This is a genomic window from Pseudomonas sp. 5Ae-yellow (genome assembly GCF_014077575.1).
Taxonomy (GTDB): Bacteria; Pseudomonadota; Gammaproteobacteria; order Pseudomonadales; family Pseudomonadaceae; genus Halopseudomonas; species Halopseudomonas neustonica.
On record NZ_JACGWE010000040.1, the window covers coordinates 1 to 25,886 of the forward strand.

Sequence of the window (25,886 nt, forward strand, 5' to 3'; positions counted from 1 at the left end):
GCAAGCTGAGGCCTTGGGCATGACTAACTTGAATGGTGGCACGCTCTTCAACGCTGAGTTCGGAATAAGACATAGGGCAGCACCGTACCGGAAAGGTCAGGTGTTGCACTCAGTTTTTGCCGCCGCCCAGCCATAGCTGAGCTCCGTTTTTGTTGTCCATCTCAGCGAGCGCCTCAAGTATCTCTGCCCCCCGGTAGTTAATGACCAACAACCCCGTTTTGTGATTACGCTGCTTGTCAAAGATGGGTGTGGCAACGCGAATGGTCGGGTTCAGCGGTTGCTGTATTTGTTCGTTCTCTACATTGAGGTCGAAAGGCGAAAAATAGACAGATCTCTGTGGCTGCTGCATGCCTATTTGAAAGTAGTAGCGGTTGCTTTTGTCCTGCAATAACTCTATTTGGCGTTATAACCAGCCCGTCTGTTTGCCGTTCAACTCTGACCTGCTCCTGGCCCTGGGTATCAATGAACCTTATTTGCTCGTATTTTGCGTGAAACCGGAGAAAGTCGGCGAAGCTTCTTGCGCGTTGATCCGACTGTGTCAAACCGAAGGCTTCGCTGTGCTGAAATTCAACGTGATTTGCGAGATAAAGCGCATCGCCCCGGATAATATCAATGCTGCTTTGCAGCAAAGAAACCGCTCGCTCAACCTGAGCTCTTTGCCCAGCGCCGGCGATAACAGTACTCGCCTTTATTTGACTATTGGCCAGCAGTGCAACCACCAATGCGGCGACTAACGCCAGAGGAAGCCAGATCAGCAGAAAGTAATAAAGTATGCTTTTGGGCGACCTGTGCAGAAAGTGCATATTAACGTCCTTATGACTTTGACTACGTCCTGGTATGTTTTTGACTACTGCATTTGCATGAAAGTATAGAAGAGATGCCCAATTTGACGATCTTTCGAGCTAATTAAGATTGTGGTAAGCCTAGGCGATTGGTGATGGCGGAGGCCCGGTACCTGTCAGAGCTCTGGTGCGGTAAAAACCGCACTCAGGTAGACTGCGCCAATAAAGCGGCTGGCCGCCGATATAGAGGGCCTTGGGTGTGAAATGCTTCTGAGTCTGGCGTTGATCATTGCGCTACTGGTAAATGTCTGGGTGCTGCTGGCGTTATGGTTCCATCGTCCACATGGGGCTGTGCTGCGTTATGTACCAATAGGCCTTTGGGTGCTCATTTGGGGCACGGCGGTAATGTATCTGTTCCGGGCGCATTACCTGCCGGCTGCACTATGGCTGTGCTCCGGGCTGGCGCCCGTGCTCATCTGGTGGTTTGGTGTTTTACCTAAAGGGCAGGGCGACTGGGCTGATGATATGGCCTATACCACGACGGGAGTCGTAGATAGCGACCGGCTTGCCTTGCAGCGCGTGCGATCCTTCAATTGGTCCACAAACGATATTTACCAGCAGAACTGGGTGAGCCGTGAGTACGATCTATCCGATCTGCAAACGGTGGATATGATTACCTCTTTTTGGGGACTGAGGCCCATTGCGCATGTGCTGGTATCGTTTGGTTTTGGCAATGACCGCTATCTGACATTTTCTGTTGAAATTCGTCGACTACGTAACGAGTCCTTTTCGATTTTAGGTGGTTTTTTCAAACACTTTGAACTCAATATTGTGGCGAGTGAGGAGCGCGATATAGTGCTTGTTCGCACCAATTGCCGAGATGAGGACGCCTTTCTGTATCGCACGCGCATTGGCCCCGATGAAGGCTGCGAGCTACTGCTGGGGTTTGTAGCTGCAGCCAATCAACTGGCAGCAAAACCCCGGTTTTACCACACGCTCAAAGCGAACTGTACGACGATAGTCTTTGCTCTGGCGCGGCGCATACATCCCCAGTTGCCACTGGATTATCGGTTGTTGCTCAGCGGCTATCTCGATGAATACATTTACGGCCTTGGCGGCCTGCAGCCTGGTTACTCGCTGGCAGAGTTACGAGAGCGTGGGCGGATAACCGACCGCGCGCGCGAAGCAGGGGATTGCGCCGAGTTTTCCAGGCGCATCCGCGAAGGTGTACCCGGTTGTGACTAGCACTGCTGCCCTGTATACATTGACAGGCTGTCGCGCCTGAGGAGGAATGATGCATAGGATCGGAATAACCTTATTGCTCTCGGGCTTGTTACTACTACCAAACCTGGCCAGCGCTCAAAACGTGCCTGAGGTCTCGCAGAGCGTGGAGGAAATTGTCGGCGATGCGCGTCTGGCACCGAATTTGCGTATAAAACGCAGCGTTACGCTGTTGCAAGCGCGTGCCCAGGTTGAGCGCCAGCGTGACAACAGCGCGGGTGCTGACCGTCTAGAGCAATCGGTGAACTATTTGCTACAAGCACCGGCAATAGCCGAGGCCGCTGAACTCGCAGCACAAGCCGCAGAGGCCGCTGACGCAGGTGACAGCGAAACGGCATTGGTATTTGCCGAAAGCGCGGCTCAGCTTGACGGTGCCAAGGAGCTACCTGAGGACCGGGTGCTCGACTAGTTTATGCATTTGAACGGCTACTTTGGGCCTTATGATGTGCTGAGTTATTGATAAGCAGGTGACTATGAAACTGGGTTTATTGCAGTGTGATGATGTCAGTGAGGCGTTGCAGGCACAGCAGGGGAACTACCCGGAGATGTTTGAAACCCTGTTGCGCCAGCGGCTGCCCGGCATGGACTACCAGGTATACCGTGTACTGGACGGTGTCCTGCCTTCCAGTGTTGATGAGTGCGACGTTTACCTGAGTACCGGCAGCAAGTTTGGCGTGAATGACGGTTTACCCTGGATCGCTGAGCTGGAGGCCTTTGTGGTTAAGCTCTGGGAGGCGGGCAAACCCCTTGTCGGTATCTGCTTTGGTCACCAACTGATGGCCAAGGCGCTAGGCGGTGAAGTGCACAAATCACCCAAGGGCTGGGGTATCGGCTTGTCATTCAACGATGTGTTGGTTAACAAACCCTGGATGCAGCCAGCGCGCGACAGCCTGGACCTTATTGTCAGCCACCAGGACCAGGTCGTGCGCCTGCCGCCACAGGCCGAGATTCTTGGGCGTAGTGATTTCTGCCCCTATTATCTACTGCAGTACGGCGAGCACTTCATGAGCGTGCAGGGGCATCCGGAGTTTTGCAAAGCCTTCTCGCATGAGCTCATGGATTCGCGCCGTGATGCGTTACCTGCCGCGCGCTATCGCGCAGGAAAGGCTTCCCTGAGTGCTGATGTGAATGGCGGATTGATGCTGGACTGGATAGTTAATTTTTTACAGCAGAACCACTGATAGGGCCGCCTTTTGCCCGCAGCACAGCTTGTGGGTATCCTATAAGTCAGCTCGGCACTCTGCGGAGCCTTGTTTTTACTGCTCTGGAGGCGGTCGCATGATAGTTCTGTCCAACGAAGTACAACTGGGAGATTGGGAGGTAGAGATCACTGCCGTCCGCTCGCAGGGGGCGGGTGGCCAGAACGTGAACAAGGTCGCCAGTGCTATTCATCTGCGGTTTGATATCCGTCGTTCCAGCTTGCCGCCGTTTTATAAAGAGCGCCTGTTACGTCTCTCTGATCAGCGCATCACCAAGGATGGTGTAATCGTTATCAAGGCACAGCAGTTTCGCACGCAGGAACTGAATCGTGACGATGCCGTGGAGCGTCTGCGCGAACTGATCAATGGCGCTGTCGTGGTGCAGAAAAAGCGTCGCCCAACGCGTCCGACCCGCGGCTCCCAGGTACGCCGAGTAGACAGTAAGGTGAAGAGAGGGCAGTCCAAGCAGCTAAGGGGCAAGGTGGATATTTAACCTGACCTGTCCTTAACTGCCCGCCTCAGGCGTGCAGATTGCTAAAACGATTACTCTTCGTCTTCTGCGTCTCGCAAGCGCTCCTGTCGAGCTGCTTCTTCCTCCAGTACCGCTCGAATCTCGGCCACCACACTGTCTACATCCGCTTCGCCCTCAGGGTCAGCAAAATGGCCCGTCAGCTCGCTCTCAGGGGTAAGCTTGCCTTCTTCATAGAGTGACCACATTTCTGCTGCGTAACGCGTTTCCAGCAGTTCGGGCGCATATTGCGCGTAATATTCGGTCATATTGCGCACATCACGATCAAGCATCTTGCGGGCGTTGTTGTTGGCAGCGGCATCCACCGCCTGAGGCAGGTCGATGATTACCGGGCCGTAGGCATCGACTAGCACGTTAAACTCCGACAAGTCGCCGTGGACCAGGCCGGCGCATAACATCAGCTTTACATACTCCATAACCACGGCATGGTCTTCAAGGGCCTGTTCTGCGGACATGGAGACATCATTAAGGCGCGGCGCAACGTTTCCTTCGTCATCGGTTACCAGCTCCATCAGCAGGACGCCGTCGAAGCAGCCGTAAGGTGTCGGCACCCGGGCGCCGATAGCAGCGAGGCGGTAAAGCGCGTCCACTTCGGCGTTCTGCCAAGCAGACTCCTGCTGGTCACGGCCAAACTTGGAGCCTTTCTCCATCGCACGTGCACGCCTGGAGTTGCGCACTTTGCGGCCTTCCTGGTAGAGCACTGCCTGTTTGAAACTACGCTTGGTTGCTTCCTTATAGACTTTGGCGCAGCGGATCTCATTTCCGCAGCGCACGACAAAGACGGCGGCTTCCTTGCCGCTCATCAAGGGACGTATGACCTCATCGATGAGGCCGTCTTCTACCAGAGGTTGCAAACGCTTAGGGATCTTCATAGCGCCGTTATACCCTAAATGCATACGGGGTGTTAAGTGGCACTGTAAATGTAGCCCTTACGGTGTTGAATTAACTAATAAAACGGGCCGGATTAGCCGATTACCATATCTTCAATCAGAGTACGGTTCGCGCTGCCGGGCAAGGTGCTCAGGGTCAGCCCGCGCGCAGCATCCACTGTATAGTCGCGCGCCTTTACGGTGCTGACATAGCGCCAGTCAGCCGTTGCCTCGTCCGGCGTAAAGGTCACCAGCAAGTAACCGCGCTGGTTGGCGTTAAGGTACTTGAGTTCATCGACCAGCAACGTGATCGCTTGTTCTGCCTGCGGCATGGCTTCAGCGGGTAACCCAAGGTAGCTTTCCAAACCAGGTGAGGTAATACCGGCGGTGGCAAACTCGACACCCACAGCTTCACCGCCTTGGGTTTTCAGGTTGTTGGCCCACGCATTGTGCGTATCGCCTGCCAGCACAACCAGGTTTTTGTCGAGACTGCGGGCCAACCCGAATATCACCTCGCGCTCATAGGCATACCCATCCCAGGCGTCAAGGTTGTAGGGTATGACTGTGGTGATTCGCGCGATCTCTTCGCTGGTGAGGGAGGGATCTTTTTGCTGGACACGTATTTTAAGCTGCACCAGTTCACCAAGGAGCGTACCCAGGTCTGCCGCGGCAGGGTTCGACAGTGCTGTCAGCATTTCGGCCGGCAATAGCATGCGGCCCATCAATACCTGTTGCCCCAGCACTTGCCATGTAGCGGTTGAAACTGCCAGCTGGGTTTGCAGCCAGTTCATTTGCGTCTGGCCGAGCAGACTGCGACTGCTGGAGCTTACATCCGCGGTAAACCCAACCGCATCAAAGCCGCTTTGGCTGGTGTAGTCGGCGTAATCAAGCTGCTCATCACGACCAATGATGCGGGTATCGAGCATATGCAGGCTGACGAGGTCGCCGAAGTCGAAGCTGCGATAAATGGTCAGTTCATCGTCTTCGCTGGCAGGACGAACGGGTAACCACTCAAAATAGGCTTGCAGCGCCGCCAGTTTACGTTCGGTGAAATCGCCTTCGCCCTCGTTGTGGTTCTCGGCGCCGTCCTTCCAGGTATCGTTGGCGACTTCATGGTCATCCCATACGGCGATAAAGGGCGCTGCGGCGTGCAAGGACTGCAGGTCGGTATCGGTTCTATACAAGGCATAGCGTTTGCGGTAATCGCTCAGGTTCAGCAGTTCAGTGTTGTTGTCGCTGGACAGGCTGCGACCTAGCGCTGCGGCATCCTCCGTGGCGTAACCGCCGGTACCGTATTCATAGATGTAATCACCCAGATGCAGCACCGCATCCAGCTCTGATTCACGAGCCGCTTCGGCATAAGCGTGAAAGTAGCCGGCCGGGAAATTAGCGCAGGACATCACGGCAAAGCGAACCTGTTGAACGCCCGCACTTGGCAGCGTTTTCATTTTGCCGGTTGCCGATACGGTATTGCCCGCCTTGAATCGATAGAAATAGGTCTCGCCGGGTAGCAGGTTCTGTACGTCTACCTTGAGCGTATAGTCGCGTTCCGGCCCGGTACTGGCACTCCCGCTATGCAGGAGTTGGGTGAAAGCAGCGTCGCTGGCTACTTCCCAGCTGACCTCAACGTTCGCAGCGTTTGCGTCTTTTGGGGTCACCCGGGTCCAGACCATGATACGGTCAGCCAGCGGATCACCACTGGCTACTCCATGCTCGAACGCGAGACTCCGGTTCTCTGCTGACGGTGATGATGAAGAGCCGCCGCTCAAACATCCCTGTAAGCCGGTAGAGACAACGATCCCACCGAGCGCCAATCCCGATGCGCGTAAAAAATCCCGCCGAGTAAAACCAGCCATGCTATTGCTCCTTTGCTGACCTCGAATGGAGACGGTCCATGGTTGAGAAGAATGCTAAGGATGATGGCAAGACTGTGTTACAGCTTAAGGACGGGCATTACAGGCTAGTTTTTATCAACAAACCACTGCTCAATAGCCTGTCGCGTAAGCTCTTCACGCTGTTCTGGACGGGGCGCCCAGTTTCGCCAGCAGCGCGTGGCATGGGTCAGGAACTCGAACAACGGGAGATGCTGGCGTAGCACCCGTTGCTTGCGGTGGTCGATGACCGGATTGAAATAGCCGAAGTAGTCAAACATCTGGCGAGGGTTCTTGCGTACCCAGAGCCAGGATCCCATCTCTAATGTGAAAGGGATGAACAGATTCTCGGGATGGCTATCCAGAGAGCTGTCGTAAAGGTGATCCCAGAGGTCACCGTGGGTAGTGTAATTGATCGACTGCGGCTCGATGATGTAAGGATGGTGATTGGGGTAAGTCTGCTCGAACAGCCGTTTTAGACTTAGCACTTCAGCGATATTGGCGATGGGTTTGTGGCTGCGTGCATAGCCGCACCAGAGTCGGTCACGGCGGCCAAAGCCGCTGTGGCAATCTACGCTGATAGCGAAGGGCGATTGGTGCATGCGCTCCTTAACTACCCGCAATACGGCGGCAGACTCGGCTTCCATAGGTGCACCCAGTTTGCCGCGATACCAGGGCAAGCGTTTACTAACGCGGTGCCCGCTAACCAGCCACGGTGCTGGCCCCATGGCTTCAACGGGCGCATTACGCATCAGGTCCACGCCATTAAGATTGCTGCGCCTGTGATGCCAGATGCCACCAGGGTTGATCATGGGCATAAACAGCAGCCGCACACGCTCCAGCTGCTCGCGTAGCTGATCATCCCAGTCAAGACGGTGCACCAGGCTGTGCAGCCAGGAAATCAGCACCTGCGTACCTATGCGCTCGACGCCATGCACACCACCAAAAAAACCTATTACTGGTGCGTTGGCTGAGCGGCTGCCCAGCTCAATCACCCTTACCGGGATACTGATATCGCCGATGGGGACGTGTAGCGGGGTGGTCACCCGAATATGGCGTGCTGCTTGATGCAGTAGCCGCTCCAGCTGGGTGTGCTCAGGCAGGTGGCGTTGGATTTGGTGTAGTGCGTCGGTCATGATGGGGCCGGCCAAGGTGTGATTTAACCATAGAGGTAACTCATGACAGTTGGATGAAGGTTGTGTTGCTGGTGCTCTATCGAGTCCTTCTTTTGGGTGGCTCGCCATTCAAATACATGAGTTACATATGATGTATTGTCTTTGATGAAAAATCTCGGCTAATGCGCTGTTATATAAGATTTTTATGCTTCAGAATTGCTCGCTTTTCGCCTTGCTGGCCTTCGGCTTCTCTGCGTTACTCGGTGTTGAGCGGCGTCGCCTAGCCGGCCGCACCTAGCCGGCCGCACGAAAACTCGCTTCGCTCAGACAAGTCGCGACGCTTTATCGCTCGGCCCCTGCGTTACTCGACAGCTTGGTTGGGGATGAACGGCCGGAGAAAGGCGTGATTTTCAGGTCTCGTGATTTGGTCTAAGTTTGAAAACCACAAATCAGCCGATTGCACGGACTAGAATGTCCCATCTGAGCGGGCGAGTAGTGCAGAGCTGCCGGGAAAAAGGCGCGTGCGGTGTCTGAGGTGCGTAGCGCCGAGTTTGCACGCGTCCCCGGCAGCTCGAGCAACGCAGCGAACCCGAAGGGCCGCGCAGCTGGGTGCCCTGGGGGATTGTCAAGGGGGCATGGGCAAGCATGCCCCCTTGACTCGCCTAGTGGCGAAAACGAAAGTGAGCTAACCACCGCAGCTCGAAGCCTGGGAAGAAAATGCCGAACCACTGCATCCTAGCCGCAGGGTGGGCGGCTGAAGCCACCCGCCACGGCGTGTTCCGCCCTACGACATTCGGCATATATTCATGCCGCAATCAAAAACTCAATCCACCAACGCCCCATTAATGATCGCCCGTAACTCCTGCCGCACCGCATAGGTAGAAGAAGGAATCAGCTGCGTCATAAACACCATCAACAGGTCTTCTTCTGGATCGATGAAGAAGTTGGTGCTCGCCATGCCACCCCAACCGTATTCGCCCACTGAACCGACGGTCTGGGATTTGGCAACGTCGAGCTTGACCGAAAAACCCAAGCCAAAACCGGTGCCGTCGTAGGGAGTCTCGCTAAAGGAGCCAATGGCGACGTCGGGCAAGCCCTTGTTATCGGGGAGATGGTTCATGCGCATGAATTCCAGAGTCTTGCGGCCGATAATACGCGCGCCATCGAGTTCGCCGCCGTTGGCCAGGGCCTGAGCAAAGCGGTAGTAGTCGTCGACACACGAGACCAGGCCGCCGCCGCCAGACAGATAGCCATGCGCCTTGGCAAAGGCTGAGCCTTGCGGATCATCCTGCAGGCTGAAGCTGTCACCCGGTTGATATTGGTAACAGGCGGCAAAGCGACTCAGTTTTTCTGCTGGCACGGTAAAGAAGGTGTCTGGCATGCCCAGCGGCTGAAAAATGTGCTTGCTGAAATAATCGTCCAGACTCATACCGGAGAGCAATTGCACCAGATAGCCACACACGTCGGTTGCTACGGAGTAATTCCAGGCCGTGCCGGGTGAAAACTCCAGAGGCAATCGAGCTAGCTCGTCGATCAAGCGATCGAGCGTGTGCCCCGGGCCGCCATCCAGCTTGAGGCTGCGGTAGGCCGCGTCCACATTGGTACGATTCATGAAGCCGTAGGTAAGGCCGGACTGGTGGGTTAACAGGTCACGAATGGTCATCGGACGCTGCGGTGCCGTAGTCAGCATTTGCGGATGACTGCCGGTTTTATATACGCGCAGGTTTTTCCAGGTCGGAATGTACTTGTGAACTGGCTCATCCAGTAGAAAACGGCCCTGTTCGTATAGCTGCATCAAGGCAATAGAGGTAATCGGCTTGGTCATCGAATAGATACGAAACAGCGTATCGCGTTCTACTGGTAACTGACGCTCCACATCACGCAGCCCCTGAGCCTGGCAGTAGACTACCTCGCCACGGCGGGCGACCAGGGTCATGGTGCCTGCTAGCTTGCCTGGATGAAGGTACGCCCGATCCAGGTGCTCGGCGATACGATCCAGTCGGTTCAGGTCCATACCCGCGATAATATTGCTCTGCGCCATTGGAAATTCCATAGGTTGATCAAAGACTTGATACTAGCCTGTAAAGCCGCCGAGCAGAAACCCCCGCAGGTCATGTATGAGAGAGCAGGCGGCCAAGGTACGCTGGGTAATAAAATACTTTGCAGTACACGCATAACTTCATTGTGGAAGTGCCCGTACTAGGTGTAAAAGAGCAGCACCCAAGCAAAATGAGGATTGCGATGAAATGAGTGAACAATCGCCCTGTCTGAATTGCGGTGCCTGCTGCGCCACTTTCAGGGTTTCTTTTTACTGGGGCGAGACTGATAGTGCGCCCGGCGGTGACGTACCCACCCAGCTTACCGAACAGATCTCCCCTTACCGCGCCTGTATGCAAGGCACTAATCAGCCCAAGCCGCGCTGCGTTGCGCTACTTGGCACTGTGGGTGAGGGCGTACGTTGCAGTATTTACGAAAAACGCTCCAGTCCTTGCCGTGACTTTCCTTATCACGGCGAAAACGGTGAAGACAGCCCCGGTTGCCAGCGCGCCAGAGCCTTACATGGCTTGCCCCCGCTGCCCGATAGCCCCGTCCGGCCCTCGTTGATACCTATTATCGCGGCGTAACGTCGTGGCAGGTGGCATCTCAGTTCGCCGCCTGTCCTGCGCTGGCAACCACAGAGTGCACCAGGTACAACTTGCGCATGCTGTCGATGGTCAGCACGAAGGGGTAAATATCAGCCTGACCCATACTGCGCGCGAGAACGTTGAGCACGCTGCTCAGCTGTACCCAGCGGTTGATGAAGGCGAGGAATCGCTGCCGATCATCTTCGCTATGTTTATGTGCGCTTAATTGGCTGCTATCAAATGGGTCGGTCTGCAGCGCCAGGGTGTCGATTTGCAAGCCGAAATCCAGTGCGGCGTTCAGGGTGTCGGTCATATGCAGGTAATGTGCCCAGGTTTCGGCCCAGTCTTCCCAGGGATGAGTGGCGGCATAGCTGCTGATGAAATGGTCTTTCCAGTCGGCAGGCGGGCCGTCGCGGTAGTGTCGTTCCAGGGCCTTTTGATAGTCCTGTCGGTCATCGCCGAAGAGGACACGGCAGGGCTCCAGCCAATGCGTGTCCCGGACCAGACGATCCCAATAGTAGTGTCCGCTTTCATGCCGGAAATGCCCTAACACTGTGCGGTAGGGTTCGTGCATGTTTTGGCGTACGCGCTCACGATGTGCAGGGTCGGCCTCATCGATATCCAGGGTGATGATGCCATCCATGTGCCCGGTCATCACAGGCTCTGCGCCCGGCTGTTGACGCAGAAAATTGAAACCGAGCCCTTGCTGCGGATCGGCACTGCGCGGTATGACGGGTAAGCCCAGCATGAGCAGCTGGGCGACGAGGCGTCGCTTGGCTACTTCAGTCTCGTGCCAGAGCTCCGCATTCTCGTTAAGACTGAGATCGGGGATGGTTTCGTTTAATACGCAGGCGAGGCAAAAATGCGACGGACTGTCATGGTTTACCAGCCAGTTGCACGCCGCAGGCGCAGTCAGGTTCCCGCAGCGGCGATAGCGGCGTTTCGGTTGCTCTATGTCCTTTTGCAGATACCAGAGGTCATCTGCATCAGGCGTTGGCTCCAGGCTGAACAGGCGACCCTGCAACGGTTGATAGCCCAGCTCAGCGCCACAGCGCAGGCATCGGCTGTTGTTGAAAAAGACCGCTTGCCCACATTGGCATCGCTGTACCTGGCCGGTTGGCTGGTAGTCGAATAACTGTTGGCCCTGGGTCGCTCGGACCAACTGATCAAAGTAACTCATCTACCCCTGCCTGAGCGCGCCGCTGCGCGCCACCTAACTATTGCGATTGGGCCTGAGTCTGCGCGTTTTCTTCCAACTGCGCAAAATAGGTCTGCCGGATGGCTTCGTGCAGATCATCAAAGTCGACCTGGATGTCATCGACGAAGGCATGGAGGCGGTCGGGTTCTGCCGCCAATACGGCGATCTCTGCCTTGGCCAGGTCCTGGCGACAGGTTTCTACTTCATCCAGTGCGGCAGCGTGTCGGGGTAGTGTCAAAAGGGTGTTTGCCAGGCGTTCCAGGGCGCAGGCGACACTGCGCGGAAAGAGCCGGTCCTGAAGCAAAAACTGGAGCACATCCGGGCCCCGGATACGTAACCGAACGTGCTGACGATACATCTGATAGCCGCTCAATGATTTGAGCACGCTCATCCACTGCAGCGTCTCAAAGGGAGTGAGGTCTTCGGCAGTGCGAGGCAGCAGGTTGGCAGAACGCACATCGAGAATGCGGGTGGTCATGTCGGCGCGTTCAAGTTGCCGACCGAGCATCAGAAACGACCGCACTTGCGTATAGCTCAGGGTGCTTTCGATCAGGCCGTTGACGGTTTGACAGCTACGGATAACCCGACCAAGAAAAGCATCACGGCGCCGGGGTGTAATGCCCGAACCAACTTGCTCCTTAACATTCAGGTACAGCTGGTTGACCTCTTCCCAAATCTCTCTTGGAATAACATCACGTGTGGTACGCAGGTTCTCGCGCGCAGCACTCAGTGAACTAAGAATGGAGCCGGGGTAGCGGCGATCCCCACACATGAACGACAGCACGCTGGCCTCGTCTCTTGTGGGGTAATGCTCGTCAAACAGTTCATCATTGCCTGTGATGGCGATGATTTCAGACCAGCCAAGCTGAGTAGGGCGTGGCAGGTCAAGCAACAGGTGGCTGTTAACGCTGAGCAGGCGCGCGGTGTCTTCTGCGCGCTCCAGATAGCGCGCCAGCCAGTACACATTTTCGGCTACACGTGAAAGCATGATTCAATTCCCCGCCAGGTCGACGATCCAGGTGTCTTTACTGCCGCCGCCCTGCGAAGAGTTGACGACAAGTGAGCCTTTGGTTAGTGCCACGCGGGTAAGCCCGCCAGTGGTAACCCAGTTGCTTTCACCCGATAAAATAAACGGCCGCAGGTCAACGTGGCGTGGCTCCATTACCTTGCCACAGAGCGTCGGTGAGGTAGACAGACTCAGGGTAGGCTGGGCCATATAGTTGCGCGGATCCGCCTTGATCAATTCGGCAAACTTTGCGCGCTCCTTGTTGCTGGCGTGCGGGCCTATCAACATGCCGTAGCCACCGGATTCGTTCGCCGGCTTGACCACCAGCTTGTCGAGATTGGCCAATACGTACTTGCGATCCTCCTCAAACATGCAGAGGTAACTGGGCACGTTGGGAAGTAAGGGTTTCTGGTCGAGATAATACTCGATAATCTTGGGTACAAAGGCGTACACGACCTTGTCGTCGGCGACCCCGGCGCCGGGCGCATTGGCCAGAGCAACATTGCCCTTGCGCCAGGCACGCATCAAGCCGCGCACCCCGAGCATCGAATCAGGATTGAATACTTCTGGATCGATGAACATGTCGTCAACCCGTCGATAGATTACATCGATGCGCTGGAGTCCATCGATCTTGCGCATGTAAACGCAATCGTCATCGCCCACCATCAAGTCAGGCCCCTCCACCAGCTGCACGCCCATCTGCGCTGCGAGATAGGAGTGTTCGTAGTAGGCCGAGTTGTAAATGCCGGGCGTGAGAATAACGATGTTGGGATCGTCGCCAGGTCGCGGAGATAGCGAAGCGAGCATGTCGTAAAGTTGTGAGGTGTAGTCATCTACCGGCTGAATACGCCCACCGGCAAACAGGTCTGGTAACACGCGCTTGGTTACGTTGCGGTTCTCCAGCATATAGGAAACGCCAGACGGGACGCGCAGGTTGTCTTCCAGTACGTAAAGTGTACCGTCATTATCGCGCACCAGATCTGAACCACAGATATGCGCCCATACGTTATGCGGGGTCGAGATGCCTACGCATTGGGGCCTGAAGTTAACTGACTGGGCGAGAACCTCGGCGGGAAAAATGCCATCCTTGATGATTTTCTGATCGTGATACAGATCGTCAATAAACATGTTCAGCGCTTGGACGCGTTGCTTCAGGCCAGCGTCGGTCTTCTGCCATTCGGCCAGCGGTATGATGCGCGGCACTATATCGAAGGGCCAGGCACGGTCGATCATATTGCCTTCGGTATAGACCGTAAAAGTGATGCCCATCAACTGGATAGCAACCTCAGCCGCCGTCTTGTGTTCGGCCAGTTCGTGCGCGTCAAGATTGGCCAGGTACTGGCACAGCAAGTCAGCTTCCGGTCTAGGCTGTCCGGGCGCCTTGATGAGTTCGTCGTAGAAGCCTTTGGATAGATACTGGTCCCAGTTTACTTTGCTCATTCAGCTACTCTGTCCGCTAGAGGAGGGATGGTCGATACGCTGCAATTGCCATACCAGATAACGTTAGTTGAAATTTTCGCTAGGCGCGCTTCGCACTACTTTAAGCCGCGCTTCAGGATAGTGTCACATTAACCTGATAACAGATGCTGTGCGTTACACAAGACATCGCCTAAGCTGTTGGCATAGCCATTGCTTTGCTTTGGTAACGCACTTGCCGAATACTCAACCGGGATCATGAAGCATGACTATCCGCGTAGCTCTCAGGCACTCCACGCATTACGACTTTGATCGACCGATCAATGTTGCTCCTCATCAGATCCGACTCAAGCCCGCTCCGCACTGTCGCACACCGATTGATGCTTATAGCCTCAAGGTTAGCGGAGGTGAGTACTATATCAATTGGCAACAGGATCCTTTCGGTAACCATATTGCGCGTCTGGTGTTTCCAGAAAAGATGGAAAAGCTGCACATCGATGTTGAGCTGATTGCGCCAATGACGGTTATCAACCCCTTTGACTTCTTTGTCGAAGAGTACGCGGAAACCTTTCCATTCCAGTATGACAAAGACCTGAAAAAAGAGCTGGAGCCCTTCCTGGATGCCGAACAGCCGGGGCCGCTATTGAAAAAATGGCTGGCCGGTGTCAGCACCAAGGAGATGACGGTCAGCGATTTTCTGGTCGAAATCAACCAGCGTCTATCGCAGGATATTGATTACCTGATTCGAATGGAGCCAGGGGTGCAGGGCGTGGAAGAAACGCTAAAACTCAAGCGTGGCTCCTGCCGTGACTCGGCTTGGTTACTGGTGCAGATACTGCGGAATCTGGGGCTTGCCGCGCGTTTCGCTTCCGGTTATCTGATTCAGCTTACAGCGGATGTGAAGGCGCTGGATGGTCCCTCTGGTACGGACGTCGACTTCACCGACCTGCATGCCTGGACTGAGGTGTTTTTACCCGGCGCGGGCTGGGTTGGTCTTGATCCCACCTCTGGACTCTTTGCCGGTGAAGGCCACCTGCCGCTGGCAGCCACGCCTGAGCCCAGCAGTGCAGCGCCCATTACCGGGGCAACCGATAAATGCGAAGTGACCTTCGATTTCCAGATGAGCGTCACCAGGGTGCATGAAGATCCACGCGTGACGCTGCCCTATAGCGAAGACCAGTGGCAGGAAATTAACGCTCTGGGTGCCCTTGTAGACGCCAGCCTGGATGAGCAAGACGTGCGTTTGACCATCGGCGGCGAGCCTACTTTTGTCTCAATCGACGATATGGATGCACCAGAATGGACCATTGCAGCGCAAGGGCCCACCAAAAGAGGGCTTTCCGAGGCCCTATTAAGGCGCTTGCGACCACACTATGCACCACACTCGTTGATCCATTATCAGCAGGGCAAGTGGTATCCCGGTGAGCCGCTGCCCCGGTGGGCTTTAGCCTGTTATTGGCGCCGCGATGGTAAACCTATGTGGCAGGATGACCAGTGGCTTGCTGATATGGAAAAAGATTATGGCCATTCGAATGCGCAGGCGCAGCTGTTCGCCGAGACACTGGTCAAGCGTCTGGGGTTGTCCGCACAGTATTTGATTCCCTGTTACGAAGACGCGTATTACTACCTTTGGATTGAGCAAACACTGCCGTCAGATGTCGACCTGATCGGGGCGGACCTGAAAGACGAAGAAACCCGTCGCCGCCTGGCTCGTCTGCTTGAGCGCGGACTGGATGAAATAACCGGGTTTGCTCTGCCGCTGGCTGCGGGCAAGGCTAAAAATGTGTGGCAAACGGGGGACTGGCCGCTGCGCCGTGAGCACCTGTATCTGGTTCCCGGCGACTCGCCAATGGGGCTGCGTCTGCCTCTCTCGGCGCTACCTGAAAGGAGGCGAGAGGAGCCGCAGCCTACGTCTCTGTTCGAGCCAGTCAAGGAGTTGACCGATATCCATGGCGAGGTCGCGCGCTTGTACAGTGCGACACAGCAACAGAACGTGGGCGCAAGCGGAAAAGGGAGTCATCACGTCGCTGCCGGGCAGGAATGGCAAGAACAAATCCCGACACTGCAGGAAGAAGGGATTATTGGCACTGCCCTGTGTATCGAGCCACGCGATGGCAAGCTCTTTGTATTCATGCCGCCGCTGACGCAACTGGAAGGCTACCTCTCGCTGCTCGCCACGCTGGAACAGACCGCGGCCGAGCTGAAAATGCCTATTTGCATAGAAGGTTACGCGCCACCCTCGGATACCCGTATTGAGAAGTTCATGATCACACCCGACCCGGGGGTGATTGAAGTTAACGTGATGCCAGCTGAAAACTGGAAAGACCTGGTCAAGAACACCGAAACCCTCTACGAAGAAGCGCGCCTGACTCGCTTGGGTACCGAGAAATTCATGCTTGATGGTCGCCATACCGGCACGGGCGGTGGTAACCACGTAACCCTGGGTGGGCGCACCCCGGCTGACTCGCCTTTCCTGCGACGTCCGGATCTGCTGGCCAGTATGCTGACGTTCTGGCAGCACCATCCGAGTCTGTCTTATCTGTTTTCCGGCATGTTTCTTGGCCCTACCAGTCAGGCGCCGCGCATTGACGAGGCGCGATATGAGGCCTTGTATGAGCTGGAAATCGCGTTTTCGCAAATGCCTAAAGGCGAAGTGCCGCAGCCCTGGCTGGTCGATCGGCTGGTACGCAACCTGCTCACCGATATCACCGGCAACACCCATCGCGCCGAGTTCTGTGTGGATAAAATGTATTCGCCGGATAGCGCGACAGGCCGGCTGGGTTTGCTGGAGTTGCGCGGCTTTGAAATGCCGCCGCATGCGCGCATGAGCTTGATGCAGCAGTTGTTGATCCGGGCGTTGGTCGCTCGCTTCTTCGCTGAGCCCTATCGACAGCCATTGGCGCGTTGGGGTACTGCTCTGCATGACAAGTGGATGATGCCGCACTACATCTGGGGTGATCTCTGTGATGTGCTGGAGGATCTACGCGCTCACGGTTTTGCATTCAAGAACGAGTGGTTCGCGCCTTTCTTGGAGTTCCGTTTTCCGCATGCCGGTGAAGTACAGTATGGCGACACCCGTATTGAGTTGCGCCAGGCGATTGAGCCATGGCAAGTGCTAGGCGAAGAAGTAAGCGGCGGCGGGACTGCGCGTTACGTAGATTCATCGGTCGAGCGGATGGAAGTTAAGGTACGTGACTTCAATGCCGCCCGTTATACCCTTACCTGTAATGGCTTCAAGGTACCCTTACAGCCAACCGGCGTCAGCGGCGAAGCAGTTGCCGCGGTGCGCTTCCGCGCGTGGCAACCGCCTTCAGCCTTACACCCGATGATCACTATTCACGCACCGCTGGTGTTTGACCTGGTAGATAATTGGAATCAGCGCTCTGTGGGTGGCTGCACCTATCATGTTGTTCATCCAGGCGGCCGCGGCTATGAAACCTTCCCGGTTAATGCGAACGAGGCAGAGGCACGGCGCATGACGCGTTTCTGGCACTATGGACATACGCAGGGCTCGATGGCCAATATTCGGCAGGCTCCAGGACAAGAATATCCGCATACCCTGGATTTGCGTCGTGCCGGAGTCGCCGACCCTGGTTTATAATGGGAGCTTCTTTCCCTTAGTGCTGGGCCGCTGTTGTCAGCGGCCTTCAGGAAGCTTTGCATGCAACAGGCAGCTAATGCAGTAACCCCGCTTCAGGCCTTGCTGGGTGATTACCCGGGCCATGCCGGCCATGACGAGCTTCTTGATGCCGACCGGCAGCCCCGTGCGCACTGGCAGGGCTTGTTAGACGATATCGCCGCCTTGGGGGCCGATACACTGGTTGCTCGCAGCGAAGAAGCACAAAACCTGCTGCACGAAAACGGCGTTACCTTTAACCCCTACGAAGATGATCCGGGCCAACTCCGCTCTTGGCAGCTGGATTGTGTGCCTTGGGTGATCAGTACCGAAGAATGGGAACTGCTGGAAGCAGGACTAAAGCAGCGTAGCCGCTTATTGGAGCATTTGCTCGATGACCTCTATGGAGCTCGTCGGGTTATCCAAGAGGGGTTGCTGCCGGCCGAGCTGATATTTACCCATCCCGGTTTTCTGTTTTCCGCCGCAGACGATCCGCCGCAGGTTGATCGGCCGTTGCTGATTTTTCATGGCACAGATGTGATTCGCGATGAGCAGGGCGGCTGGCAAGTGGTAGGCGACTGGACGCAATCGCCGGCGGGTGTTGGCTATGCATTGGAAAACCGTATTACCCTGGCGCGTGCGCTGCCTAGCATCTACCGCGATGCACCAATTAAGCGGCTCGCGGGATTCTTGCAGGCACAGCATCGCTGTCTTGCCAGCTTGGCCAAGACACAGCGTGAGCAGCCCAATATTGTGTTGTTATCACCCGGCCCTGGCAGCCCGGGTTATTTTGAACACGCCTGGTTAGCCAACTACATGAACTTTTCCCTGGTCGAGGGGGATGATCTCGTCGTGCGTGATGGCCAGGTCTCAATGCGCACTCTGGGCGGGCTTACGCAAGTGGATGTCATCTTGCGGCAAATCAACGATCCATGGTGCGACCCGCTGGAGCTGCGCCCTGATTCGCTTCTCGGGGTGCCCGGTTTGATGCAGGCGGCTCGCTGCGGCAATGTGCATATCGCTAATGCGCTGGGTGCCGGCATCCTTGAGCACCCAGGGCTTGCCGCTTTTTTGCCTGATTTGTGTCGCGCGCTGCTCGGTGAAGACCTGCTGCTGCCCTGCCGTGAAACGCTCTGGTGCGGCTCGGCTGATGCGCTCGCCAAGGTGGAGAGTGAACTGGATGCCTGGATACTGCGTGATATCAGTCGTCCCGGTAAGCTTTACCGTGCAGATCAAATGGGTCTCGATTCCTTGCGTGATTTGCGTGCGAGCCTGCAACATCATCCCTATTTATTTACCGCTCAGCGGCAGATAGCGGGTTCGGTTACGCCCGGCTTCAATACTCAAACACGCAAGCTGGAGCGACAAACAACGACGTTGCGGTTTTTTAGCCTGGTTGAGCCGGATGATTTGCTGAAGCCTGTGGTCGAGCGTAACTATCGTGTTATGCCAGGAGGCCTTGCCTGGCTTGGGGAGGCCGGTGCGCCCCTGATGAAAAGTCGCCTGGTTAAAGACGTCTGGGTATTGGCACCCGTTCCGCAACCACACATCAGTTTACTGCGTCAGGCGCTGGGGCCCATAGTGGTAACTCGTGACGGTAAGGATCTGCCTTGTCGAGTGGCAGAAAGTCTATTCTGGCTTGGGCGCTACGGTGAGCGTTTGGACAGCAGGGGGCGCCTATTGCGCGAGTCGCTAGCGCGATTGCTGCAAGATGACAGACAGGAAAGCGGCTCGACTTTATTACCGGATTTGCTCAGAGCGCTCGAAATCCCTCTAGATCCGGAAGACCTGAAAGTGGCAGATGTGGCGGGCGTTCCTGGGCGTGTCTCCCGCGAATACCTGGTGACTCGCGACCGCCTTTTGCAGATGTTTGCCGATGATTTGCCGGATGGCCTGCCGGCGCTTTTTGGTCATTTTGTACGCAACAGCAGAGCCGTTCGCGACCATCTCGGAGACGATACCTGGCGCGCGATTAACAGCCTCAGGCAACAGTTCAACAGTATTTCGCGCACGCGCGGTGTGGTGGTTGGCCAAAGACACCTGGAAGCCATGGTGCTGGACCTGGCCGCCTTCTTCGGTTTGTGCAATGAGACCATGCCGCACCATTACGGCTGGCGTTTTCTGGATATCGGGCGCTTCATTGAGCGCACGCTTGGTTCGCTGGAATTGCTCAAACTGGCGCTGCTGACCGCAGAGGAGCCAGGTATACCCTTGTGGGAGGTAGTGCTGGCAACTACCGACAACCTGACGGTTTACCGTCGTCGCTATCGCTCGCAATTACACCCGCTGGCGATTCTCGATCTGTTACTCTTTGATGAAACCAATCCGCGTTCGATTGGGTACATGCTAAAACGACTGGGCCAGCAGATTGCCAAGTTACCTTCGCCGGGCAGCTCGCCTTATCGCAATACCGAGCAGCGCCTGGTTATTCAGGCTACCAGTACACTGCATTTGGTTGATATTGCCGTGCTGGCTGATATCGAAGGTTCCGAGACTGCACGGGAAGCGCTTGCTCAATTGCTGGATCAACTGATCGAGCCGATGTCGGAGCTGTCCAATGCTATTTCGCACAGCCATTTCAGCCACGTTGAAGCCCCACGTCAGCTGGTAAGTATGCATTACAGCGGGCAAAACTGACCGAGGCAGTAATGAAATACCAGCTACGCCACACCACCCATTACGAATACAGCGGCTCGGTCACCCTAAGTCACAACGAGGCGCGTATTTTGCCGCGCAGTTTGCCTTGGCAGGATTGCAATAACACGCGCCTGGTGATTTCACCTACCCCCGACCGACTGCGCGAACGCACGGATTTCTTTGGTAACCGAGTTGTTTACTTCTCTATCGAATCGCTGCATGACAGTCTGGATGTCACCGTCAGCAGCGATATCGTGACACGCCCTCGGCTGGCGTCTGATTTTTTCAGCAGTATTGCCTGGGAGTCGGCTGTGGGGGCGTTGCAACAGGACCCACGCATGACTAACCGGGACTGTCTCGAAGCGCGTCTGTATGTGCTGAGCTCGCCGTTTATTCACCAGCAAGGCTGGTTGGCAGACTATGCACTCGATTGTTTTACGCCGGGGCGCAATCTGGTTGATGCCGTGCTGCAGCTCAACAGCAAGATATTTAACGAGTTTATCTACGACCCCGAGTTTACTACCGTAGCCACACCGCTGGCTGATGTGCTCAGTAGCAAGCGTGGCGTCTGTCAGGACTTTGCTCATCTTATTATTGGCTGCCTCCGCTCGTTGGGGTTAGCGGCACGCTATATCAGTGGCTATATGGAAACTTCGCCGCCGCCTGGAGAAGTTAAGCTCCTGGGGGCTGACGCGACCCACGCCTGGGCTGCGGTGTTTATTCCGGGATGGGGCTGGTTGGAGATTGACCCTACCAACGGCTGCGTACCTGATGAACGCTATATCGTGTTGGGCTGGGGCCGAGATTTTGCTGATGTCACGCCGCTGAAAGGAGTGATGACCGGTGGCGGAGATCATGTGCTTAGTGTGGCGGTAGATGTAATACCGCTGCGTGAAGAAGCCTCGCTACTTTGACGGCATAGGGCGGTATCGGACTGCGGGCATTCTGCCAGCGGGCCGGTGCGGGCACCGCGCTGCCCAGCAGATAGCGCTGGGGCGTGAGTTAGCGGCGCTAGCGGGCAAGCAGGTGAAGGCCTGCTGGCGTTTTCGCCCGCGCCAGGGCGCGTTTTATCTGCCGTTCAATCTTAAACTCCAGGCCTGAACCGGCTGAACACCCAACAAGGCCATGAACAGACGGCTAGCCCACGCGCTGGTTGTCGGCTCCGGGTAATCCAGTAAAATGCGCCAGTCCTATATCACCGCAGGCCAAGGTCTATGTGCTGTTTACCTGATGCTGGAGTTGCCGCATGTCTCATCTGTTAACCCCGCCGACCCGTTTGGCGCCATTATATCTGGCGTGCCTATTCGCCTCTCCTGTGCTGGCACAGGAGCAGGACGCAGTACAACTCGATGCCATGACTATCTCTGGTATGACGCTGGATGAGGTTGATCTAGCGCGCGAGCAGCTGAATGAAGTGCCGGGTGCTACCAACGTGGTCGACATGCAGCAGGTAGCGCAGGGCAGGGTGGCCGGTGTGGCTGATGTGCTGGCCTATCAGCCGGGCGTTTACGCCCAGTCGCCCGGCAACGAGGGTGTAAAAATCAGCATCCGCGGCTCAGGCATCAACCGCGGCCCCGGCGCGCATGCTTCCGGCAATCATATTATGCTCGATGGCCTACCGCTGACCGGTTCTGGCGGCACCCCTTACGAATTGCTTGAGCCGCTGTGGCTCAGTCGTGCCGAAGTGCTACGGGGCGCCAATGGTTTTGAGCGCGGTGCGCTGGCACTGGGCGGTGCGGTGGACTACATCACTCGCAGCGGATTCGATGCGCCGCGCCTTCAGTTGCGCATGGAGGCGGGTACTGATGGCTACCTTAAGCGCCATATCGCCTCAGGCCAAGTGATTGGCAATCTGGATTACTACGTTGGTCTGACCGACCTGCACTATGATGGGCAGCAGGACCATTCGGCTGGTAGCGGCAAGGGCGTGGTGGCCAATGTCGGACTGCAGCTAACCCCTGATCTAGAGACCCGCTTTTACCTGCGTTACCGTGAAACCGAACACCAGACGCCGGGTCGTCTGACCCAGTCGCAGATCGATGATGACCCAACCCAGGCCAATGCCGCCAACATTGCCCGCGATGCAAAACGCGAGCAGCCGGGTAGCACTTGGCTGGCGAACAAGACCACGCTGCGTCTGGACGACGTCAGTACGCTGGAAGTGGGGCTGGTCTATCACCACTACCCGATGGATCTGATGGAGAGCCCGTATCGTATTCGGGTGGACTACAGCGACATCAGTGCCACCCTCAACTACACGCGTGAGCACCAGCTGTTTGGGCTGAATTCGAACACCACCGTTGGCTGGCGCACCACCACCAACCTGCCCAGCAGCGACGCGAAAGAAACGGCGTATGAAGTGTGGACGCCTGACAGGGCTCAGCCCTCGGTCACCTATCCTATTGGCACACTGATGCGCAGATATATCCACCAGGGCTCGGATAACGTACTGCATGTCAGCAACGACCTGGAGCTGGCGCCTAATCTCTGGCTGACCAGTGGTCTGGCATTGATCTATACCGAGCGCGAAGTCGAAGTAACCTGGCCAGATACCGACCAGAAGCTGAATGAAGGCACTTGGGATTACGCACCGCGCCTTGGCCTGCGTTACCAGCTGGAGTCCGGTACAGAGCTCTACGGCAACCTGTCGCGCTCGGTTGAGCCGCCGCATGCTTGGTCGATGATCTGGGGTTCGCCAATCCGCTTCGTAGAAAACACCCAACCTTGGAGTCGGCGCCAAAGTACCCCGATCAGTCTGGATAACCAGACTGCGACAACCTTTGAGGTTGGTGCCCGCGGTGACTCGATGATCGGCCTGTGGGACTTGGCCTGGTACTACTCACGGGTCAATCATGAGCTGTTGAGCGTTGAGATTGAGCCAGGCATCTTCGCTGAATCCAATGCCAGCGCCACCGTCCATCAGGGGATTGAGGCGGGTCTGACCAGCACCCTGTGGCAGGGTGATAAGTTGGGTGCGCTGGCTCTGCGTCAGGCATACACGTTCAGCGATTTCCACTATCGTGACGATGACACCTTGGGTAGCAACGCGTTGCCGGGCCTGCCGCGTCACTATTATCAAGGCGAGCTACGCTATCAGCACCCAACGGGTGTTTATGTCGGGCTAAATACTCAATATGCCTCCAAGGTGCCGGTAGATTACGCCAACTCCTGGTCCGCCGATGCCTACAACACCTTTGGCGCCACCTTGGGCTACGAAGCCCCCCAGCAGGACTGGCAAGCGTGGCTTGAGCTACGCAACCTGACTGACGAGCACTATGCTGCCACGGTGACGCCGGGGTACAACGACAACGGCGTTGAGGCCGCGCGCCTAACACCCGGCGAGAGTTTTGGTGTTTATACCGGGTTTTCCTGGAGCTGGCTGTAAGGGCAGGGGATGAGCGGGCTTGTAGCTTTGAGCTTAAGGCTCGAAGCTGGAAGTCCTTTTCTTGGTGGATGGCTCGTTCTTGTAGCTTGGCGCGCGTCGTCTCTGAGTAAATAAAGCGTCGCGACCAGCCGGACACCTTCACTATCACACCGAGGAAAGGCTTCCAGCTGCCAGCCGCATTCAAAAAACCCGGCACAGAGGCCGGGTTTTTCTTGTCGCTTGCAGCGTGAAACGTGCCGCTGTAACGCGCTTGCGCGTTACATGTTCGGGTAGTTCGGGCCGCCAGTACCTTCAGGCGCCACCCAGTTGATATTCTGGGAAGGATCCTTGATGTCGCAGGTTTTGCAATGCACGCAGTTCTGCGCATTGATCTGGAAGCGTTTGTCGCCGTTGTCTTCAGTCACGATCTCATACACGCCAGCAGGGCAATAACGCTGCGCCGGCTCATCGTACATCGGCAAGTTCTTCTCCAGCGGGATGCTGGGGTCTTTCAGCGTCAGGTGAACCGGCTGATCTTCTTCGTGGTTGGTGTTGGAGATAAACACGGAAGACAGCTTGTCAAAGCTGAGCACACCATCGGGCTTGGGATAGTCGATCTTGGGCGCTTCGGACGCTTTCTTCATGCACGCGTAATCAGGCTTGTTGTCGTGCAGCGTCAGCGGAATCTTGCCGCCGAACCAATTCTGATCGATGTAGTTGAACGCGCCACCGAACAGAGGTCCGAATTTGTGAATGGCGGGGCCGAAGTTACGTGCTGCAAACAGCTCGTCATACAACCAGCTGGCCTTGAAGCCATCGACGTAACCGGTCAGTTCGTCACCACCTTCGCGTCCAGCTTTGAGCGCCTCAACGACGGCGTCAGCGGCGAGCATGCCCGATTTCATGGCGGTGTGGCTGCCCTTGATCTTGGCGAAGTTCAGTGTACCCAGATCGCAGCCGATCAGTGCCCCACCGGGGAAGACCATCTTCGGCAGTGAGTTCAGACCACCCTTACAAATCGCACGTGCACCATAAGAAACACGCTTGCCGCCTTCCAGGTACTGTTTGACTACTGGGTGATGCTTGTAGCGCTGGAATTCATCGAAGGGCGAAAGATGCGGGTTGGCGTAGGACAGATCGATGATCAGACCAACCACAGCCTGGTTGTTCTCAATATGGTAGAGGAACGAACCACCGGTGTTCTCAGTGCCGGAGACTTCCAGCGGCCAGCCAGCGGTGTGCACGACCAGACCTTCTTCATGCTTCGCAGGATCGATATCCCAGATTTCCTTGATGCCGATACCGTAATGTTGGGCATCTGCTTCTGAATCCAGGTTGAAGCGCTTGATCAGCTGCTTGCCAATGTGGCCACGGCAGCCTTCCGCGAACAAGGTGTACTTGGCACGCAGCTCCATCCCGGGGGTGTAGAAGCCTTCTTTCGGGTTGCCTTCGCGGTCGACACCCAGGTCGCCGGTGAGGATGCCCCGTACCACGCCATTTTCATCAATCAGGGCTTCTTGCGCTGCAAAGCCCGGATAAACTTCAACTTCAAGCGCTTCAGCCTGCTCGGCAAGCCAGCGGCACAGGTTACCCAGAGAAATAATGTAGTTACCTTCGTTGTGCATGGTCTTGGGCACAAAAAGGTCAGGTATCTTGGTACCTTTTTCGGCACTGGTGAGCATGTAGATGTCATCACGCGTAACCGGTGTATTCAGTGGCGCGCCGAGTTCTTTCCAGTCAGGAAACAACTCTTCCAATGCGCGGGGCTCGAATACGGCACCAGAGAGAATGTGGGCGCCAACTTCAGAGCCTTTTTCTACCACGCAAACACTGACTTCCTGGCCGGATTCAGCTGCTTGCTTCTTGATTCGACATGCAGCTGCCAAGCCGGAAGGGCCAGCACCTACGATGACAACGTCAAACTCCATGAATTCGCGTTCCACTTTTTATCTCCTACTTTTAGGCCGGTCACAAGTATCGATTTTCGTATGATCTTCCATGATCGATCAGCCGCGAAGTATATCAGCCAGTTGTTTCGGCTCCAATGCAAAGATGGCTATTTGTCTCGCCTTTGCGGCTATGGTCGACTTGCAACTGTTGACCGTCTCTGGGCTGAGAGTCATCATAAGGGGCTTTTGAATGACTTGCTCACTTTAGTCTAAGCGTGAACGAAATGCATATTACAGTCATGTTCTGGTGGGTTTGGTTTGGATACATCCAAAAATGAGGCAATCATGAAGGTACTTGTAGCGGTTAAGCGCGTGGTCGATTACAACGTCAAGGTTCGCGTCAAAGCGGATAACTCCGGCGTCGATCTCGCCAACGTCAAAATGTCGATGAACCCCTTCTGCGAAATCGCTGTAGAAGAGGCCGTTCGCC

Annotated in this window: 18 protein-coding genes and 1 pseudogene; 10 read left to right on the forward strand and 9 right to left on the reverse strand. The window is 56.0% G+C overall.

Annotated features, from left to right (window positions below):
* Positions 1–236: 236 nt before the first annotated feature.
* Positions 237–803, reverse strand: coding sequence for a hypothetical protein (locus tag H4J77_RS16355; RefSeq protein WP_182249474.1), 567 nt, complete (start codon positions 801–803; stop codon positions 237–239).
* A 243-nt stretch (positions 804–1,046) separates the two neighbouring features.
* Between H4J77_RS16355 and H4J77_RS16360 the strand changes: the two genes are divergently transcribed.
* The 4 genes from H4J77_RS16360 (at position 1,047) to arfB (ending at position 3,755) form a co-directional block, all read left to right on the forward strand.
* Positions 1,047–2,027 carry a DUF4105 domain-containing protein gene (locus tag H4J77_RS16360; RefSeq protein WP_123891102.1) on the forward strand — a complete coding sequence of 327 codons (981 nt, stop codon included), beginning with the start codon at positions 1,047–1,049 and terminating at the stop codon, positions 2,025–2,027.
* 49 nt (positions 2,028–2,076) lie between these two features.
* On the forward strand, positions 2,077–2,472 hold the full coding sequence (locus H4J77_RS16365; RefSeq protein WP_182249476.1) for a hypothetical protein: 396 nt from the start codon (positions 2,077–2,079) through the stop codon (positions 2,470–2,472).
* Between the two features lie 64 nt (positions 2,473–2,536).
* Positions 2,537–3,244: a glutamine amidotransferase-related protein gene (locus H4J77_RS16370; protein ID WP_123891100.1), complete on the forward strand. Its 708-nt coding sequence runs from the start codon at positions 2,537–2,539 to the stop codon at positions 3,242–3,244.
* 97 nt (positions 3,245–3,341) lie between these two features.
* The gene (arfB, locus tag H4J77_RS16375; protein WP_123891099.1) at positions 3,342–3,755 is read left to right on the forward strand and encodes an alternative ribosome rescue aminoacyl-tRNA hydrolase ArfB; all 414 of its coding nucleotides are present in this window, start codon (positions 3,342–3,344) and stop codon (positions 3,753–3,755) included.
* A 50-nt stretch (positions 3,756–3,805) separates the two neighbouring features.
* Here the strand turns inward: arfB and H4J77_RS16380 are convergent, their stop codons facing one another.
* From H4J77_RS16380 to H4J77_RS16395, 4 genes are all read right to left on the reverse strand, one after another.
* Positions 3,806–4,663 carry a PA4780 family RIO1-like protein kinase gene (locus tag H4J77_RS16380; RefSeq protein WP_123891098.1) on the reverse strand — a complete coding sequence of 286 codons (858 nt, stop codon included), beginning with the start codon at positions 4,661–4,663 and terminating at the stop codon, positions 3,806–3,808.
* Between the two features lie 92 nt (positions 4,664–4,755).
* Positions 4,756–6,516 carry an alkaline phosphatase gene (locus H4J77_RS16385; protein ID WP_182249478.1) on the reverse strand — a complete coding sequence of 587 codons (1,761 nt, stop codon included), beginning with the start codon at positions 6,514–6,516 and terminating at the stop codon, positions 4,756–4,758.
* 104 nt (positions 6,517–6,620) lie between these two features.
* Complete coding sequence (locus H4J77_RS16390) at positions 6,621–7,667, reverse strand: DUF2817 domain-containing protein (RefSeq protein ID WP_123891096.1); 1,047 nt, start codon at positions 7,665–7,667, stop codon at positions 6,621–6,623.
* Positions 7,668–8,469: 802 nt separating this feature from the next.
* Positions 8,470–9,687: a serine hydrolase gene (locus H4J77_RS16395; RefSeq protein WP_182249480.1), complete on the reverse strand. Its 1,218-nt coding sequence runs from the start codon at positions 9,685–9,687 to the stop codon at positions 8,470–8,472.
* Positions 9,688–9,892: 205 nt separating this feature from the next.
* Here H4J77_RS16395 and H4J77_RS16400 point away from each other — a divergent pair, with 205 nt between their 5' ends.
* Positions 9,893–10,270 (forward strand): YkgJ family cysteine cluster protein, encoded by a 378-nt coding sequence (locus H4J77_RS16400; RefSeq protein WP_123891094.1) that lies wholly within the window; start codon positions 9,893–9,895, stop codon positions 10,268–10,270.
* 19 nt (positions 10,271–10,289) lie between these two features.
* Here H4J77_RS16400 and H4J77_RS16405 read toward each other — a convergent pair whose 3' ends face one another.
* Genes H4J77_RS16405 through H4J77_RS16415 form a run of 3 tightly spaced genes read right to left on the reverse strand, consistent with a single transcriptional unit; the run spans position 10,290 to position 13,914 of the window.
* Entirely contained in the window at positions 10,290–11,450 is a 1,161-nt protein-coding gene (locus H4J77_RS16405; RefSeq protein ID WP_182249482.1) for a putative zinc-binding metallopeptidase, read from the reverse strand.
* A gap of 37 nt (positions 11,451–11,487) precedes the next feature.
* A complete protein-coding gene (locus H4J77_RS16410) occupies positions 11,488–12,456 on the reverse strand; it encodes an alpha-E domain-containing protein (protein WP_123891092.1) in 969 nt (322 codons plus the stop codon).
* A gap of 3 nt (positions 12,457–12,459) precedes the next feature.
* Positions 12,460–13,914 (reverse strand): circularly permuted type 2 ATP-grasp protein, encoded by a 1,455-nt coding sequence (locus H4J77_RS16415; RefSeq protein WP_123891091.1) that lies wholly within the window; start codon positions 13,912–13,914, stop codon positions 12,460–12,462.
* Positions 13,915–14,155: 241 nt separating this feature from the next.
* On the opposite strand from H4J77_RS16415, the gene H4J77_RS16420 reads away from it, so the two are divergent.
* The 4 genes from H4J77_RS16420 (at position 14,156) to H4J77_RS16435 (ending at position 23,528) form a co-directional block, all read left to right on the forward strand.
* On the forward strand, positions 14,156–17,491 hold the full coding sequence (locus H4J77_RS16420; RefSeq protein WP_182249484.1) for a DUF2126 domain-containing protein: 3,336 nt from the start codon (positions 14,156–14,158) through the stop codon (positions 17,489–17,491).
* Between the two features lie 60 nt (positions 17,492–17,551).
* Complete coding sequence (locus H4J77_RS16425; RefSeq protein WP_182249486.1) at positions 17,552–20,143, forward strand: circularly permuted type 2 ATP-grasp protein; 2,592 nt, start codon at positions 17,552–17,554, stop codon at positions 20,141–20,143.
* 11 nt (positions 20,144–20,154) lie between these two features.
* The gene (locus H4J77_RS16430; protein WP_182249488.1) at positions 20,155–21,057 is read left to right on the forward strand and encodes a transglutaminase family protein; all 903 of its coding nucleotides are present in this window, start codon (positions 20,155–20,157) and stop codon (positions 21,055–21,057) included.
* A 332-nt stretch (positions 21,058–21,389) separates the two neighbouring features.
* The gene (locus H4J77_RS16435; RefSeq protein ID WP_182249490.1) at positions 21,390–23,528 is read left to right on the forward strand and encodes a TonB-dependent receptor domain-containing protein; all 2,139 of its coding nucleotides are present in this window, start codon (positions 21,390–21,392) and stop codon (positions 23,526–23,528) included.
* Positions 23,529–23,785: 257 nt separating this feature from the next.
* Here H4J77_RS16435 and H4J77_RS16440 read toward each other — a convergent pair whose 3' ends face one another.
* A complete protein-coding gene (locus H4J77_RS16440) occupies positions 23,786–25,450 on the reverse strand; it encodes an electron transfer flavoprotein-ubiquinone oxidoreductase (protein ID WP_123891086.1) in 1,665 nt (554 codons plus the stop codon).
* Between the two features lie 291 nt (positions 25,451–25,741).
* Between H4J77_RS16440 and H4J77_RS16445 the strand changes: the two are divergent.
* Positions 25,742–25,886: pseudogene (locus tag H4J77_RS16445) on the forward strand (electron transfer flavoprotein subunit beta/FixA family protein); the annotation flags it as partial.

What these genes read in the sequence shown, in the direction of transcription:
- H4J77_RS16395 (WP_182249480.1), bottom strand. Translation starts at nt 9,687, where the DNA reads ATGGCGCAGAGCAATATTATCGCGGGTATGGACCTGAACCGACTGGAT.
- H4J77_RS16410 (WP_123891092.1), bottom strand. Translation starts at nt 12,456, where the DNA reads ATGCTTTCACGTGTAGCCGAAAATGTGTACTGGCTGGCGCGCTATCTG.
- H4J77_RS16380 (WP_123891098.1), bottom strand. Translation starts at nt 4,663, where the DNA reads ATGAAGATCCCTAAGCGTTTGCAACCTCTGGTAGAAGACGGCCTCATC.
- arfB (WP_123891099.1), top strand. Translation starts at nt 3,342, where the DNA reads ATGATAGTTCTGTCCAACGAAGTACAACTGGGAGATTGGGAGGTAGAG.
- H4J77_RS16425 (WP_182249486.1), top strand. Translation starts at nt 17,552, where the DNA reads ATGCAACAGGCAGCTAATGCAGTAACCCCGCTTCAGGCCTTGCTGGGT.
- H4J77_RS16370 (WP_123891100.1), top strand. Translation starts at nt 2,537, where the DNA reads ATGAAACTGGGTTTATTGCAGTGTGATGATGTCAGTGAGGCGTTGCAG.
- H4J77_RS16390 (WP_123891096.1), bottom strand. Translation starts at nt 7,667, where the DNA reads ATGACCGACGCACTACACCAAATCCAACGCCACCTGCCTGAGCACACC.
- H4J77_RS16415 (WP_123891091.1), bottom strand. Translation starts at nt 13,914, where the DNA reads ATGAGCAAAGTAAACTGGGACCAGTATCTATCCAAAGGCTTCTACGAC.
- H4J77_RS16385 (WP_182249478.1), bottom strand. Translation starts at nt 6,516, where the DNA reads ATGGCTGGTTTTACTCGGCGGGATTTTTTACGCGCATCGGGATTGGCG.
- H4J77_RS16430 (WP_182249488.1), top strand. Translation starts at nt 20,155, where the DNA reads ATGAAATACCAGCTACGCCACACCACCCATTACGAATACAGCGGCTCG.
- H4J77_RS16400 (WP_123891094.1), top strand. Translation starts at nt 9,893, where the DNA reads ATGAGTGAACAATCGCCCTGTCTGAATTGCGGTGCCTGCTGCGCCACT.
- H4J77_RS16405 (WP_182249482.1), bottom strand. Translation starts at nt 11,450, where the DNA reads ATGAGTTACTTTGATCAGTTGGTCCGAGCGACCCAGGGCCAACAGTTA.
- H4J77_RS16420 (WP_182249484.1), top strand. Translation starts at nt 14,156, where the DNA reads ATGACTATCCGCGTAGCTCTCAGGCACTCCACGCATTACGACTTTGAT.
- H4J77_RS16355 (WP_182249474.1), bottom strand. Translation starts at nt 803, where the DNA reads ATGCACTTTCTGCACAGGTCGCCCAAAAGCATACTTTATTACTTTCTG.
- H4J77_RS16360 (WP_123891102.1), top strand. Translation starts at nt 1,047, where the DNA reads ATGCTTCTGAGTCTGGCGTTGATCATTGCGCTACTGGTAAATGTCTGG.
- H4J77_RS16435 (WP_182249490.1), top strand. Translation starts at nt 21,390, where the DNA reads ATGTCTCATCTGTTAACCCCGCCGACCCGTTTGGCGCCATTATATCTG.
- H4J77_RS16365 (WP_182249476.1), top strand. Translation starts at nt 2,077, where the DNA reads ATGCATAGGATCGGAATAACCTTATTGCTCTCGGGCTTGTTACTACTA.